Here is a 13,532-nt window from a genome sequence, read left to right as displayed (position 1 = left end):
TTTCCGGTTTCTTGCTTTTGCTGTCCGTCAAGTGAGATAAATCCCGCCGCAAATGTCGTGCGGAAGCGGCAATGCATTCGCCGCGCCGATTTTCGCGAAAAAAGGACGCTCTCCGCTCGCCGCTAACGCCTGCTGCGCCGCTCCAGGCTGCGTCGGTTCACACAGGACGATGCTTCCGCCGGGCAGCGCAAGCGACAAGCAACGCGCACCCAGTCGCTCATCCGTGAAAACTTCCCCGCCCTGCAAGCCGAACCACCGCGTCCAGTCCGCAGCAGCCGCGTCCAAATTCGCGACAGCGAAGCCGACAGCCAGAAGCTCGGCTGCTCCGTTCGGATGCGGAGCGATGATCCCGCGCTGCGTCAAATCTGCCTGGCGCTCCTCGTCTGTCTCCTGCCACTCAATCAAAAACGGCAGCTTTCGCGCAGTCTGCGGGTCTTCGGCAAACAGCATGCGCCAGCGCAATGTTTTTCCGTCGTCTCTTGTGCGGCTGCCGTCTACTGGCCCTGTCAGCTTCAGCCCAAGCGCGCGAAATCGCTCCACCCACCGATCCATTTCGCTGGTGCGCAAGGCGATTTGTCCAAGCCCTTCGCCAAGCTCGTGCTCCGCGACCAACTGCGCGATGAGCGGATTGTCGGATCGTCCGGCAACCGCCGCATCCTCGACCGCCAAAAACTCCACATACGACAAGCCAAAATAGCTGAGACTGTTCCATGTCCCCCAATGGGTGTGCCTGCCTCCCGTTACAGCGTGAAATCCGGCTTCGCGAAACAGCCGCGCTGCTTCTGCGGGCGGACGATGGACAAAATGAACCAGATGGTCAAAGGACAATTGCATCTTTTTTCGCCTCTTTTCGTAATTACCTTTATCATAGCAAAATTTAGCAGCTTTTCGTTAGCGAAGAAAGGAGAAGCATGAACGAGACGAATCACAGCCGGAGACGCTCCCGGCGAAGACAGACAAAACCAAAGTGGCTTCGGGCAGGGAAAAATACGCTGCTTTTCAGCTTGCTCGCCGTCCTCGGGGCAGGCGCTTATCTCGGCTTCACTGCGCTCGGCAAGCACGAGGCTCCCAAAGCCACTCCCGCACCAGAGCCGGTCGCTGCCCCGGAGCCGACTGTCCGGCTCAGCTTTGTCGGGGACGTCATGATGGCAGGAAATGTGGAAAACGTTTTGCTAGAAAAAGGCTACGACTACCCGTTCACGCATGTGCGCTCGCTTTTTTTGCAGGATGACTACACCATCGCCAACCTGGAGACGCCGCTTACGACGAGAGGGACTCCCGCCGACAACAAAGCGTACGTCTACAAGTCGTCCCCTTTGGCTGCGCCCGCCATGCAGGCCGCCGGAATCGACGCGGTCAATCTGGCGAACAACCACTCGATGGATCAGGGCGTAGACGGCTTGCTCGATACGTTCGCCGCGCTGGAGGAACACCGGATCGCCTATGTCGGGGGCGGAGTCGATGCCACCCGCGCCTTCGCGCCTGTTTTTGTGGAGAAAAACGGCATCAGGCTCGCCGTGCTCGGATTCAGCCGGGTCATACCGGAAGTGAGCTGGTTCGCGCAAAAAAACGGGCCGGGACTGGCGGGAACCTACGACCCCGCCTTGGCCGTCCAAGCCATCGAGCAGGCGAAAGCACAGGCTGATCTCGTCGTCGTGATCGCCCATTGGGGCAAAGAGCGCGAAGACTTTCCCGTCGATCATCAAAAAGAACTCGCCAAGGCGTACATCGACGCAGGCGCTGACCTGATCGTCGGCGGCCATCCGCACGTGCTGCAAGGCTTTGAGCAGTATCGCGGCAAATGGATCGCCTACAGCCTGGGCAACTTCATTTTCACGCGCTCGACCGAGCCGAAAACGTGGGAAACGATGGTGCTGCAAGCAAGCTGTACGAAAAACGCCGCCTGCGACCTGACAATGCTTCCGTTCCACGCCGAACTGGGACAAGCCGTGCCGATGAACGCCACAGATGGAGCCGCTTTGCGCAAGCGAATCGAATCGCTCTCGGAAAACGTCCAGATTGACGCAGAGGGCCGCGTGCGGGGAAGTTAGCATGGCATAGTATAACCCCCGTCCTATTCGCCACTTCAGCCGGAAGCCGCTCATGAAAAAACGGGCGCATCCCTGTTCTTTTGGCTGAAACCTCTCCAAGCCTTATTCGTAAACCATAGCAAGACCGCTTTTACGAGCAAAAGGAGGGAGAGCATGACAGGAGCCATCATTACCGTAGCAGCCATTGGCGTTTTTCTGCTCTCGGGCTATTTCATGACCAAATGGGAAAAAGCCGTCTTCCCGGGAAACCAGCAAAACGGCTCCGCCCCTGATCCCCCCAAGCATTCGGACAAAAACGGCAGGCAGTAGGACGCCATCCATCTGGCATTCGTCCTTGCTGCCTGCCCGTTTTTTCTTTTGCGCCGCTTTTTCGGGTTATGCCGTTTCCAGCAGCGGGAAGCAGCGGACGGACAGGCCAAAATCGCTTTTCAGCACTTCCTCGTGCTCTTCGCGAATCCCTGTTACGATCAACCCCGCGCGCAATACTCCGCCCAGATCGAATTGGACTTTCAGCTTCGTCACCGTCACGCCCGCCTCGCGCAAGAAATGCAGGACGCGATCAGGCGTCGCAGCGAGACACGAGCCTTCGAGATAACACAGCACGCGCTCGTCCTGCCATTGACCCGGCTGCGCTTCGGCCGTTTTTTCCTTCCAGGCCGGATGCGGGGTAAACGGCTGCGTCAACAAATAAGCCAAATCCTCGACAACGGCGCTTGCCGTCGGCAGCTCGCCTGCGCCTCTGCCCGTAAACAGCAGATCGCCTACGATGTTTCCGGAAAGCTGAACAGCGTTGAAAGCATCCTGAATTTGCGCCAGCGGATGAGCGACAGGCAGCATGGTCGGCTGAACCGAGAGCCGGATTCCTTGCTCTGTTTTGTGCGCCTGGGCAATCAGCTTGATCCGGTAGCCCAGCTCGTTTGCGATACGGATGTGACCAGGAGACAAATCGGCAATCCCTTTGCGCACGACATTTGCAAGCGGCAGCGATTCTCCGTACACAAGCTGCGCGAGAATGTACAGTTTGTACATCGCGTCGAATCCTTCCACGTCAGAGCGCGGATCGGCTTCCGCATACCCCAGCTCCTGCGCTTGCTTCAACACTTCCTGATAGGGAAGCTGCTCCGCTTCCATTTTCGTCAGGATGAAGTTCGTCGTACCGTTGAGAATGCCGCGCACTCCTTGAATATCGTTCGTGCGCAAAAACTGTCGCAGCACGCTCAAAATCGGGATGCCGCCTGCCACGCTCGCCTCATAGGCCAGATGGACCTGATGCCGGTTTGCCAGATCGACCAACTCTGTGCCGCGTTTGGCAAGCAGCTCCTTGTTCGCCGTCACCACGTGGCAGCCTTTTTCGATCAAGGCACGGACGTAGTCATACGTCGGCTCGACGCCCCCCATCACCTCGACGACAATGTCCACATCGCTTTTCAACACGTCCTCAAAATCCGTGGTCAAAAGCGCGGGATCTACCTGAACGGCCCGTTCTTTTTCCGAATCGCGGACCAATGCTTTGACAATTTCGATTCGCTTGCCCAATCTCGCAGCCAGCTTCTCCTGCTGCGAACGAATCGTCTTGATGACGCCGCCCCCTACTGTTCCCAATCCAAGCAGCCCTACCTTGACTACACCTGCGCTCATTTCTACCACCTCATAGCAATATTTTCGTAAAAAGAAAAAACCTTCCCGCTAAGAAGAAGGTTTTGGCATCAACGAAATCCTTCTCCTTATCTCCCAGGACGCTTCCGCCCTGCAGGAATTGGCACCTTGTCACAAGCTGTGTGACGGTTGCCGGGCTTCATCGGGCCAGTCCCTCCGCCTCTCTGGATAAAGAAAACTATGAATTTTTGCTCTTTCTCGTCGAGAAAGCGGCCAAGCGAAAAGCTTATTGGAAAAGAAAGCCTTTGTTGAGCGGAAACATCAAAAAACCTTCTTCGCTAAGAAGAAGGTTCGTCATAACTGCTACGATGTACCCGCTTCTTATCTTTCGGAACGAAAACGCCCCGCAGGAATTGGCACCTTGTCGCACTACGCAACGGTTGCCGGGCTTCATCGGGCCAGACCCTCCACCTCTCTGGATAAGAACTTTGTTTGCTGTTGAGCCTATTCTAAGAAATTCCAAAGCATTCGTCAACAAAATTCTTTTTCGTTTTTAACCAGGCTAGATGCGGTCAGAAACGGTTCAGATACGGCCAAAAACGGGACAACCGTTCCGAATGTACGGTCGCCTTCACCTGGCAAAAACGCTTTCGACTTCCTCCGTACTGCAGCAAACGCAACGGACCAGCCCTTCCTCGCTTTCCCCCGACAGCTCTCGTTCTTCGACATAACCGCACCATTGACAGATGAAAAGCTGAACCATGCTGCCCCCTCCTTTAAGTTGCTCACGGTCAATCAGCGCCGATTTCCTCTCCCCAAAACAAAAAACGCATTTTCTACTGATCGAAAAAAGATCCGATCGTTAGAAAATGCGCAGGCAAGCAATAGACATCCTTGTCCGTTTGCCAGTATGGCGAGTCCTCTAACACCTCCCTATCTCCCGTAGGTCCATCAGTGTTGTTGAAACAGGCAGGTCTCCTGACTTCGGGATCATCGTCTGGCGCTGCCTTCCCTGTCCAGCGGCTGGACAAGTGGCCTGTGTGCGCGAAACTCCCCTCTTACAGTGGCGGGACCGTGTCGGATTTGCACCGAGCTTCCCTATTATCCTTAGCAGCGAATCGCCGCAAGGAACCTGTTCCCCCGTATGCAATTTTGCAAATCGTTACTACCATTCTATTCTACTTTTCCTGAAAAATGGTAGAATAAACAAGCGAAAGGGACGAATCAAATCAACGCGGTTCGCTTTTGCATACCGTCTACAGTGAATACCTTTCCCGCAATATGCGACAGTGATGGGCCTCATGCCCGGCAATGACATAGGCCAAAGTGCGTGCGGACAGTTTGTTGCCGTTGGCCGTCCCTGTTCGCGTCCACGCCTCCTCTGCCACTCCCCGCAACAGAGCGCGCGTCGACTGCCGAACAGCCTGATATTCTTCGAGCAAATCGGCCAGGTCGCGTTTCTGAAAAAAAGCTTGCGCAACATACGCATTTTCGTCAAATCCGACGAGCGGTGTCTGATCTCCCCGGGCAATTCGCAGCAAGCGGTAGCTCATAATCCGCTCCGTATCGATCAGATGCCCCAACACTTCTTTTACGGTCCATTTGCCCGGCGCGTAGCGATACTCCGCTTGCGCCTCGGTAAGCCCGGCATACATCTCGACGGTCTGCGCCAGTTGCTTCGCCAGTACGGCTGTCAACTCGCCTTCTGGCACTTGCTCGACATAGTAGGCAAAATACTCCCCGTATTCCTCGCGATTTGGTCGACTTGGCATGCTTTTCGCCTCCTTTGATTTTGGGAACGGTCATTCCTTTGCTGTCTGGCCTTTTCTTGGAGCATCCGGTTTTCAGATGCTCTGTGGTAACATCACGGCCGTTTTAAAGGGATAGCAAGCCAGACCCTCTGTCGCGCAAAGCAGTTGGGCATACGTATCCGTGCCCGAACCCGTACCCGAACCCGCAGCTCCCCCCTGCGAACGCTTTATTTACCTTCATCCCTGCCAGCCCTCAAACAACAGCACCCTTGCCGGAGCAGCGTCTGTGCCGACCAGCTTTAACGGGGCAGCAACCATGAAGTATTTTCCTGCGGGCACCTCGCGAAGCCGCAAGCCCTCAATCACGATCACGCCTGCGCCAAACAACGTTTTGTGGGTTGGGTGTCCTTCCTGGCTGCGCTCAATCCCCAATGCATCCGTGCCGACACCGCGCACGCCTTTTTCCGCCAAATACGCTGCGCCGTCTTGTGCCAAATAGACGAACTCGAACGAAAAAGCATCCTCCCACGAATTTTTCGTTTGAAACAGGACAAACTCTCCCGACGCAATGTCGTAACCTTCCAGCTCGGCTCGCCCGATCTTGTCTTCCACATGCGTCAGGTCGAGTACGCGGCAGTTTCCTACCAGCTTTTCCAGCGAAATGCTTTCAAACGTCTCCCCGTCCTTCACCATGTGCAGCGGCGCGTCCACATGTGTGCCAGAATGCACATCCATGTCGATTCTCGACTCGGTCACGTAGCCGTTTGTTGCAGACAAAATCTTCGGCTGCTTTTCCGGCTTGTTTTTGTACACCGTCATCCCTTCAAAAATAGGTGCGGTCACATCAAACATTTTCATCGCGTTTCGCCTCCCTGTTTTGTTCGTTCTTCCCTGTCTCCGGATGCTTGCTTCCGCGCCGCAAATCGGCCGGGAAGACGACGCCGATTTGCCTTCTCGCTTCGTCCATGACTTCCATCGTCAATCGGGAGGCTGCATGTGAATTGGTCGCCGACTCTCTGGCGCCCGCCGAAGCCAGCCGGATAAACTCCCTGATTTCGTAGTGCATCGCCTTCGACGTCTGGGGCCTGGTCACATCCTCGATCCTGCCGTCTCGGTAGCGAATCTCGATGCGCGTCAGGTGATTGATTTTATCGATCACCATCGTGGCGTCCTCCCCCTGGATTTCCGCTGGCTGATAGGAGGTGGTAATCTTGGAAAAGCTGAGGATGGCGTCCATCTCTTCGTACTTCAAAAGAATGCTGCCTTCTCCGTCTACCCCTGACGCCAGCACAACTCCTTCTGCCTTGACCTGCTCCGGCTTGCCAAACAGAACGATTGCCGGATAGAGACAGTAAATCCCGATATCCATCAAGGCTCCGTTGGAGTAAGCCGGGTCAAAAGCCCGCAGCACCTCGCCCGCGCGATACGCATCGTAGCGGGAGGAATACTGGCAATTGCTGGCGATGAAGCGGCGAATTTTCCCCAGCTTGGGCAAATGGTCCTGAATCGTAAAAAAGTTCGGCACGAGGGTCGATTTGACCGCTTCCATGAGCAGAACATCATGCTTTTTCGCCGCCGCAAGCATCGCCTCTACTTCGTCCGCATTCGAGGCGAGCGGCTTTTCGCACAAGACGTGCAGCCCCAAGCTCATGCACAGGATGGCCTGCTCGGCATGAAAGCAATTGGGGCTGGCAATGTAGACGGCGTCGATTTGTCCGCTCGCCGCCATCTCTGCGGGATTCGTGTAGAAAAAAGGAGCCGCGAACTTGGCCGCAAATTCCTTGGCGCGCTCGAGCGTTCGCGAGCAAACAGCTTGCAGGGAAAAGCCCTCTACCGTATGGCCTGCCTGGATGAACTCTTCTGTAATCCAGTTGGTACCGATTACGCCAAATCGCATGAATCGCTTCCCCCTTGTTTTTGGGCTGATTGGCCGAAAGTCGTGGGATTTGCAGGCAGTTTTTCGCTGGCTGGTCGAAGGGGCCGGGTTGGGCACGTAGCCTTTTCGCTCGTGCGCCCGACACTCCCTCTGCACACACTACCGATGCACTGGCTCCAGCTCACGTTCTTCTACATGATCTAGCCACCAGGAAAATCCTTCTTCCCGAAGCAAATCACGCGCGGCCTCCGGACCGTGTGAACCTGCCTCATACGAGACGAGCGGAACGAGATTGCGTTCGAAGGCGGCAAGGATCGGCTCCACCCATTTCCACGACAGCCGCACTTCGTTCCAGTGGGCGAAGTAAGTGGAATCGCCGCGCAGCGCATCGAACAGCAGTCGTTCGTACGCCTCTGGCACGTCCTGGTGGCCTGCGCTGAAGTCAACCGTGACAGGCTCAATTTTTCCGCTATTGGCCGGATTCTTACTATTCAACTGCAAGGCGATTCCTTCTTCGGGATGGACGTTGATGATGAGCAGGTTGGGCAATGTCTTTTCTTGCTGCTCCCGGTACAGCCGCTCCAAAGGGTTTTTGAATTCGATGACGATGCGGGTCGCTTTTTCCTTCAGCCGCTTTCCTGTGCGAATGTAAAAAGGCACACCGCTCCAAAACGGGTCGTCGATCCAAACGCGCGCTGCGATATACGTTTCCGTCATGGACGCAGGCGATACCCCCGGCTCGTCCCGGTAGCCAACAACAGGCGTCTCCCCGATTTGCCCGGCACTGTACTGGGCGCGCACGACGTTTTGCGCCACCTCTTCTATTTTCAGCGGCCGCACTGCCTCCATCACCTTGCGCTTTTGTGCCCGAATATCGGTTGCCGTAATCCGCTTGGGGATGTGCATGGCGACCATCATCAGCATTTGCAGCATGTGGTTTTGCACCATGTCGCGGAGTGCTCCGGCCTGCTCGTAAAAGCCTGCCCTTTCTTCCACTCCGACCGTCTCGCTGGCTGTAATCTGCACGTTTGCGATGTGCCGATTGTTCCACAGCGCGGCAAACACAGGGTTGGCGAACTCCAGCGCCTCCAGATTTTGCACCATGGCCTTGCCCAAATAATGATCGATGCGGTAAATTTCTTCTTCGGTAAAAGCTTTCGTCAGCTTCTGATTCAAGTCTTCGGCCGATTGCAGGTCGCGCCCAAACGGCTTTTCGATAATCAGGCGCTTCCAGCCCTGTGGAGAGCCGAGTCCGCTCTCCTGGATGTTGGCCGCAATCACTTCAAAATACTCGGGCGCCACCGACAAATAAAACATCCGGTTTTGCGGGAGGTTGAACTCCTTTTCCCGCTGCTCCACCCGCTCAAGCAACGACGCGTATCCCGCAGCATCCGTCACATCGACTGCCACATACGAGAACGCCGCCAAAAATGGTGCAAGCACCGCCTGGTCGATCTCGTGGCGACGGGAAAACTCCCGGATGGACTGCTCTACACTTTGGATAAACGCCGTATCAGACCATGCTCTCCTGCCCACTCCGACAATGGAAAAGGCAGCAGGCAGCTTTTTATCGACATATAAATTAAACAACGCCGGAAAAATTTTGCGTTTCGCCAAATCTCCTGTAGCACCAAAAAGGACAAAGCTCATCGGTTCCATATGCGTTTCCTTCCTTCCGTACGCTTGCCATGCTGAATGCATCGTAGGTACACACCGTTATTATTAGAGAAAACGGCCACTTTATCAAGCAAAACACCTGCAAAGAATTGTTTTTGATCGCACGCTGTCGCGCATGGGACGTGAGGAACGGTTCATATACATGTACTATCCACCTTGCTATCTTGCATGGCAGGTGAACATCCCAGCACCTAAAAAGGAGGTTTCCCATGATGCTTTGCTTGCGTCCCCGCGAGCCCATTGATGATGTAATGGCGGGAGTGAATCGCCCCTCGTCTGTTTCGTTATTTTTGCAAAAATGGCTGTTCCGAATGCGAAGATAGCAGATTTGTCACCAGGGAGGAGGACTCTATGCGAGTCGCAATCTTAGGAGTAGGCGGAGTCGGACAAGTAAGCGCGTGTGAGCTTATCAAATCCCGGTTTGTAACCAAGCTGGTCCTGGCTGACATCTCCATCGGCCCTGCGGCAGAGCTGGCTCAGGAGCTGCGCCGGGAGACGGATGTCGATATCCAGGTAAAACGCGTGGATGCCCGTGACGTATCCAGCGTACGATCCATTTTGGGCGACATTGACCTTTTATTGCATATTGGCTTGCCAGAAAACAACCTCGCTGTCATGGAGGCTTGTCTGCACACAAGAACGCACTATATTGACACAGCTTCCTGCGGTCCGCAATGGCTGCAAAAGCAGCTTTCCTGGAACGACCGTTTTCGGAAAGCGGGAATTTTGGGGATTATGGGACTTGGCTGCGATCCCGGTTTTTCCAACATCGCTGCGCGTTACGCCGTCGATGCGCTCGATGAAGTGGACGCGATCTTGATTCGGGACGGAGATAATTCTGTCGTCGATTACGACGGCTTTTGCTCGTATTTCAGCCCGCAGACAGCCATTCAGGAATGCCTCGCGAAGCCGAACTACTGGACCGCCTCCAAAGGCGAGCAGTACTTTCCTACCCCTTTTGCCAACAAGGAAGAATTTGAATTTCCAGAGCCGATCGGCTGGCTGGACTGCTACAACGTGGAGCATGAAGAAGCAACCACGCTCGGCGAGACGATTGGGCGAGCAAAAGGCTGCAAATACGTCGACTTCAAGTACGCCCTGCACCCGGAGTTTGTCAATACGTTGAAAGTATTGCGCTATTTGGGGCTGGACAGCGACGAGGAAATTGAAGTAAAAGGGGTGCGCGTCGCCCCGCGCGACGTCGTCGTCACGACCATGCCGAAGCCCGTTGACCTCGCCGGAAAAATTCACGGCTATTCGAGTGTCGGCGCGCTCGTCAAAGGCAGAAAGGATAACAAGCGAAAAGAAGTTTACGTCTACACGATCGCCAATCATGACGAGGTTTTCCAAAAAACCGAGTTTCAGGCAACGATCTGGCAAACCGGCATCCCGCCTGTCGTTGCCGTAGACATGATGGCAGAGGGGCTGCTTACCATAACAGGCTGCATCCCACCCGAGCTGATCGACCCGATCCCGTTTTTGGAGCGGCTGAAGGCGCGCGGCATGAACTGGGATGTCATCGAGAAAACTTCCCCTCTTTTGCAAATCAAGTAGGGCGTAAGTTGAGATAAAGGCACAGAAGAACCGTGCATGCCGCTTCCCGGTATAGACGGTTTTTCGTCTGTCTTCGCTTTAGCGGCGGAGGATGGCGCGGACCGGGCTGCCATCGGCATCGGCCAGGGCGAGCGGCAGGGCAATCAGCTCGTAGTCGCCAGGCTCGATCGCGTCCAGCAAAAGTCCTTCCAAAATATAGATGCCATGCTGGTGCAAGCCGTGATGAGCGGGCAGCTCCTTGCTGGCCAGCGGGTCGACAGAAGGCACATCCACGCCGAGCAGCCGGATGCCTCTCTCGGCCAAATACGGCGGCAAATCAGGGCGAAGGTAGCATATCTCTGCGGGAAACTGCTCGGGGTCGGACCACGACAACGTTTTCAGCAGCAAACGCGTCACGCCTGACAGATCGACTCCCGCCAAATCGTCAGCGCCAATGCTCGCGCGTCCCGACACATCTACGACTCGCGCCGCTCCCACATACAGATCGAGCGGCAATTCAAGCGTCTTTTTGCCCGCATCGTCAAAATGAAAAGGAGCATCTACATGTGTCCCCGTATGGATGCTCATCACGAGCTTTCCTACATTGACAGAGCCGCTCTCTGCCTTCGGCCAGTTTACGGTATAACGATAAGCGGTATCACCTGGCCAGGTCGGCGTAGCTGCCGTTAGCGGGCGAGATATGTCGTACAGCTTCATGTCGATTCCTCCCATTATTTGCTGGATCTGCTCGATTACCCTCAGATTATAGAAAGACAGACGTTGCGTCAATATTCTTTCTATTCCGCAAAAAAGGAGCACCGCCTCACTCGCTTTTCGTGAATGCGGTCCTCCTTGTTTAAATGCGCCGATGCATAGCGAGATATTGTTCCACAGCCGCATAATCGCCATCTGTGTTGATCGTTGGCAACTGCTCCTTGATTGTCCTGAGCCACTCGATTGTCGTCGGTCGAGTAGCCGCGATCGACTCGCGCAGGTCGCTCATTTGGATCGGTCTTTCGATGCCTTTTGTCCAGACGTCATGCAAAACTTGCTCGGTCGCAAGCTCCACCACGTATTCAATATCCGCTCCCGAATAAAACTCGGTCCATCCCGCCAGTTGCGAGTAATCAAGCGGCTCAGCGGGGCGGCCTTTCAACTTCAGGCGAAAAATATCTTCTCGCGCGGCCCGGTCAGGTGGCCCGACAAAAAGCAGGTGCGCAAAGCCGCTTTCCCGCATCCAAGCGGGGTCGATTTCCCATGGCACATTTGTCGCTCCCAAAATGAGCAGCCTGCTCCCCAGCTCTGCTAGCTGCGAAAGCCACTTTTCAACAGGCTGGGGGCTGCTATAGTTGGAAAAAACGCCCGGCTGGCAATGCGTCCCATCCAGCTCGTCCCAAAAAGCGAGAAGCGTCGATTCTCTTGAAGCAGCAGGCCATAAGAGAGAAGACGCAGCGGAACCAGCCCTGTCCAATACAGCCTCTCCTCTCTGTGTTGCAGGCAATCGCAGAAAGTGAGCGCCGTACTCCCCGGCCGTCGCTTTGGCGAGCAACGACTTGCCGCACCCTGGTGGGCCGTAAAGCAGCACGCCCTTTTGCCGGACAAATTCAGCCTGCCGCTCCAACTGCCCGGTGGGAGCGAAAAGCGTATCGTGAATCGCCGCTTTGATAGGATGCAAGCCGCCAACCGAGTGATAGCGGATCGTGCTATCGAATCGCTCCGCGTGTTTCGCAGTTTCACGCCCATCGCTCGTCTCCATCCCCTGATTCCGCACAGCGGGCGTCGAACCGTATGTAGAGGGTTGCCAAAACTCGCTCCCTTTTTCCGCTGGAAAAAACGTGGATTCTCCTTGCAGCTTATGCAATTCTGCCGCAATTTTGCCTGTTATCTTCTCGTTTCCATACGTGAGAGCTTTCGTAAAAGCCTGCAATGCTGCCGTGCGATCCCCCTGCTCCGCATGCTCCAACCCCAACAGAAGCCATCCATGGGCATTTTCCTCGTCCTCGCTCAGCATGCTTTTTATGATCTCTATTTTCGCCATGTACTTCATCCTCTGCCATCATTTACTTCGTTTTTATGTATGTGCAGCTTGCGTTGGCATGACTTTCATGCTAGGTAAAAAGCCTTTCATCCTATCCAAAAAAAGGAGCGTAGACGTCTTTATTATAATGCAAACGTCCTGCAATCAGAATATGGAAAGTCGGAAATGAGCAGAGGCCGAAAGAAACGGACGGCTGTTTCTTTGGAACTGTTTTTCGAAAGATTTGGGTCGCTGGAATTGGCGGAAAGCAAAAAAAAACGCTTCGTCTCTGCGAGAGAAACGAAGCGTTTTTGGTTGACAAGTCAGGCTTAGTCCTTTCCGGTTCCTTCATTGTCCCCGGCATCTTTGCCGTTGTCTTTGCCAGTTCCATTACCGGAGCCGTTTCCGTTACCGCCTCCATTGCCATTTCCTTTGCCGCCTTCTCCAGTGCCGCCACCGTTGCCGTTACCTTTGCCACCTTCTCCGGTGCCGCCGCCGTTGCCATTTCCTTTGCCACCTTCTCCGGTGCCGCCGCCGTTGCCATTTCCTTTGCCGCCTTCCTCTTCTTCAGCTTCACCGCCGATGCCTTTGCCGCGGCCTTCTCCTTCGCCAGTTTCGCCGCCAATGCCTTTACCGCGGCCTTCGCCCTCACCAGCTCCGCCGCCGTAGCCTTTGCCGCGACCTTCTCCTTCGCCGACTCCGCCACCTTGGCCTGCTCCGCCGCCTTCACCAGCACCACCGCCGAAACCGCCACCTTGGCCTGCTCCGCCACCTTGGCCCGCTCCGCCACCTTGGCCCGCTCCGCCGCCTTGGCCCGCTCCGCCACCTTGGCCCGCTCCGCCACCTTGGCCCGCTCCGCCGCCTTGGCTCGCTCCGCCGCCTTGGCCCGCTCCGCCGCCTTGGCCCGCTCCGCCGCCTTGGCCCGCTCCGCCACCTTGGCCCGCTCCGCCACCTTGACCTGCTCCGCCACCGATGCCTTTGCCGCCGCCTTGACCTGCTCCGCCACCGATGCCTTTGCCGCCGCCTTGACC

At 55.6% G+C, this 13,532-nt stretch carries 12 protein-coding genes and 3 riboswitches; of the genes, 3 read left to right on the top strand and 9 right to left on the bottom strand.

From position 1 onward, the window contains the following. Positions 1–27 precede the first annotated feature (27 nt). The gene (locus tag AC3WQH_RS03730) at positions 28–834 is read right to left on the bottom strand and encodes a VOC family protein (protein ID WP_007786298.1); all 807 of its coding nucleotides are present in this window, start codon (positions 832–834) and stop codon (positions 28–30) included. Between the two features lie 77 nt (positions 835–911). Here AC3WQH_RS03730 and AC3WQH_RS03725 point away from each other — a divergent pair, with 77 nt between their 5' ends. Continuing rightward, entirely contained in the window at positions 912–2,051 is a 1,140-nt protein-coding gene (locus tag AC3WQH_RS03725; protein ID WP_005829732.1) for a CapA family protein, read from the top strand. Between the two features lie 153 nt (positions 2,052–2,204). Then, on the top strand, positions 2,205–2,360 hold the full coding sequence (locus AC3WQH_RS03720) for a hypothetical protein (protein ID WP_007786301.1): 156 nt from the start codon (positions 2,205–2,207) through the stop codon (positions 2,358–2,360). Between the two features lie 66 nt (positions 2,361–2,426). Here the strand turns inward: AC3WQH_RS03720 and AC3WQH_RS03715 are convergent, their stop codons facing one another. The 5 genes from AC3WQH_RS03715 to zwf all read right to left on the bottom strand — a co-directional run bounded on the left by AC3WQH_RS03715 (position 2,427) and on the right by zwf (position 8,933). Continuing rightward, the gene (locus tag AC3WQH_RS03715) at positions 2,427–3,689 is read right to left on the bottom strand and encodes a homoserine dehydrogenase (protein WP_007786304.1); all 1,263 of its coding nucleotides are present in this window, start codon (positions 3,687–3,689) and stop codon (positions 2,427–2,429) included. Positions 3,690–3,772: 83 nt separating this feature from the next. Continuing rightward, a riboswitch (SAM riboswitch) is annotated at positions 3,773–3,882 on the bottom strand. A gap of 143 nt (positions 3,883–4,025) precedes the next feature. Further along, positions 4,026–4,133: riboswitch (SAM riboswitch) on the bottom strand. Positions 4,134–4,598: 465 nt separating this feature from the next. Beyond that, positions 4,599–4,798, bottom strand: a riboswitch (cobalamin riboswitch). A gap of 105 nt (positions 4,799–4,903) precedes the next feature. Beyond that, positions 4,904–5,419 (bottom strand): DinB family protein, encoded by a 516-nt coding sequence (locus AC3WQH_RS03710; RefSeq protein WP_005829727.1) that lies wholly within the window; start codon positions 5,417–5,419, stop codon positions 4,904–4,906. Between the two features lie 216 nt (positions 5,420–5,635). Then, positions 5,636–6,256, bottom strand: a complete 621-nt coding sequence (locus AC3WQH_RS03705) for a cyclase family protein (protein WP_005829724.1) — start codon at positions 6,254–6,256, stop codon at positions 5,636–5,638. Further along, positions 6,243–7,295, bottom strand: coding sequence for a Gfo/Idh/MocA family protein (locus AC3WQH_RS03700; RefSeq protein WP_492331913.1), 1,053 nt, complete (start codon positions 7,293–7,295; stop codon positions 6,243–6,245). The genes AC3WQH_RS03705 and AC3WQH_RS03700 overlap by 14 nt, the downstream gene beginning before the upstream one ends. A gap of 138 nt (positions 7,296–7,433) precedes the next feature. Continuing rightward, positions 7,434–8,933, bottom strand: coding sequence for a glucose-6-phosphate dehydrogenase (zwf, locus tag AC3WQH_RS03695; RefSeq protein ID WP_005829721.1), 1,500 nt, complete (start codon positions 8,931–8,933; stop codon positions 7,434–7,436). A 369-nt stretch (positions 8,934–9,302) separates the two neighbouring features. Between zwf and AC3WQH_RS03690 the strand changes: the two genes are divergently transcribed. Then, positions 9,303–10,505: a saccharopine dehydrogenase family protein gene (locus tag AC3WQH_RS03690; RefSeq protein WP_026557371.1), complete on the top strand. Its 1,203-nt coding sequence runs from the start codon at positions 9,303–9,305 to the stop codon at positions 10,503–10,505. Positions 10,506–10,583: 78 nt separating this feature from the next. Here the strand turns inward: AC3WQH_RS03690 and kynB are convergent, their stop codons facing one another. The 3 genes from kynB to AC3WQH_RS03675 form a co-directional block, all read right to left on the bottom strand. Next, positions 10,584–11,201, bottom strand: coding sequence for an arylformamidase (gene kynB, locus AC3WQH_RS03685; RefSeq protein WP_005829717.1), 618 nt, complete (start codon positions 11,199–11,201; stop codon positions 10,584–10,586). Between the two features lie 139 nt (positions 11,202–11,340). Further along, positions 11,341–12,522, bottom strand: coding sequence for an ATP-binding protein (locus AC3WQH_RS03680; RefSeq protein WP_025844976.1), 1,182 nt, complete (start codon positions 12,520–12,522; stop codon positions 11,341–11,343). A 91-nt stretch (positions 12,523–12,613) separates the two neighbouring features. Beyond that, a partial coding sequence (locus AC3WQH_RS03675; RefSeq protein WP_492331912.1) for a hypothetical protein occupies positions 12,614–13,532 on the bottom strand: 919 nt, incomplete at its 5' end.

This window comes from Brevibacillus sp. FW301-21C12A (assembly GCF_058788915.1).
Note: the sequence above shows the minus strand (reverse complement) of the source record. Positions and strands in the feature narration are given on the sequence as shown.

Coding starts and splice junctions, on each gene's coding strand:
- AC3WQH_RS03715 (WP_007786304.1), bottom strand. CDS start 3,689: ATGAGCGCAGGTGTAGTCAAGGTAGGGCTGCTTGGATTGGGAACAGTA.
- AC3WQH_RS03720 (WP_007786301.1), top strand. CDS start 2,205: ATGACAGGAGCCATCATTACCGTAGCAGCCATTGGCGTTTTTCTGCTC.
- AC3WQH_RS03710 (WP_005829727.1), bottom strand. CDS start 5,419: ATGCCAAGTCGACCAAATCGCGAGGAATACGGGGAGTATTTTGCCTAC.
- kynB (WP_005829717.1), bottom strand. CDS start 11,201: ATGAAGCTGTACGACATATCTCGCCCGCTAACGGCAGCTACGCCGACC.
- AC3WQH_RS03680 (WP_025844976.1), bottom strand. CDS start 12,522: ATGGCGAAAATAGAGATCATAAAAAGCATGCTGAGCGAGGACGAGGAA.
- AC3WQH_RS03700 (WP_492331913.1), bottom strand. CDS start 7,295: ATGCGATTTGGCGTAATCGGTACCAACTGGATTACAGAAGAGTTCATC.
- AC3WQH_RS03730 (WP_007786298.1), bottom strand. CDS start 834: ATGCAATTGTCCTTTGACCATCTGGTTCATTTTGTCCATCGTCCGCCC.
- zwf (WP_005829721.1), bottom strand. CDS start 8,933: ATGGAACCGATGAGCTTTGTCCTTTTTGGTGCTACAGGAGATTTGGCG.
- AC3WQH_RS03690 (WP_026557371.1), top strand. CDS start 9,303: ATGCGAGTCGCAATCTTAGGAGTAGGCGGAGTCGGACAAGTAAGCGCG.
- AC3WQH_RS03705 (WP_005829724.1), bottom strand. CDS start 6,256: ATGAAAATGTTTGATGTGACCGCACCTATTTTTGAAGGGATGACGGTG.
- AC3WQH_RS03725 (WP_005829732.1), top strand. CDS start 912: ATGAACGAGACGAATCACAGCCGGAGACGCTCCCGGCGAAGACAGACA.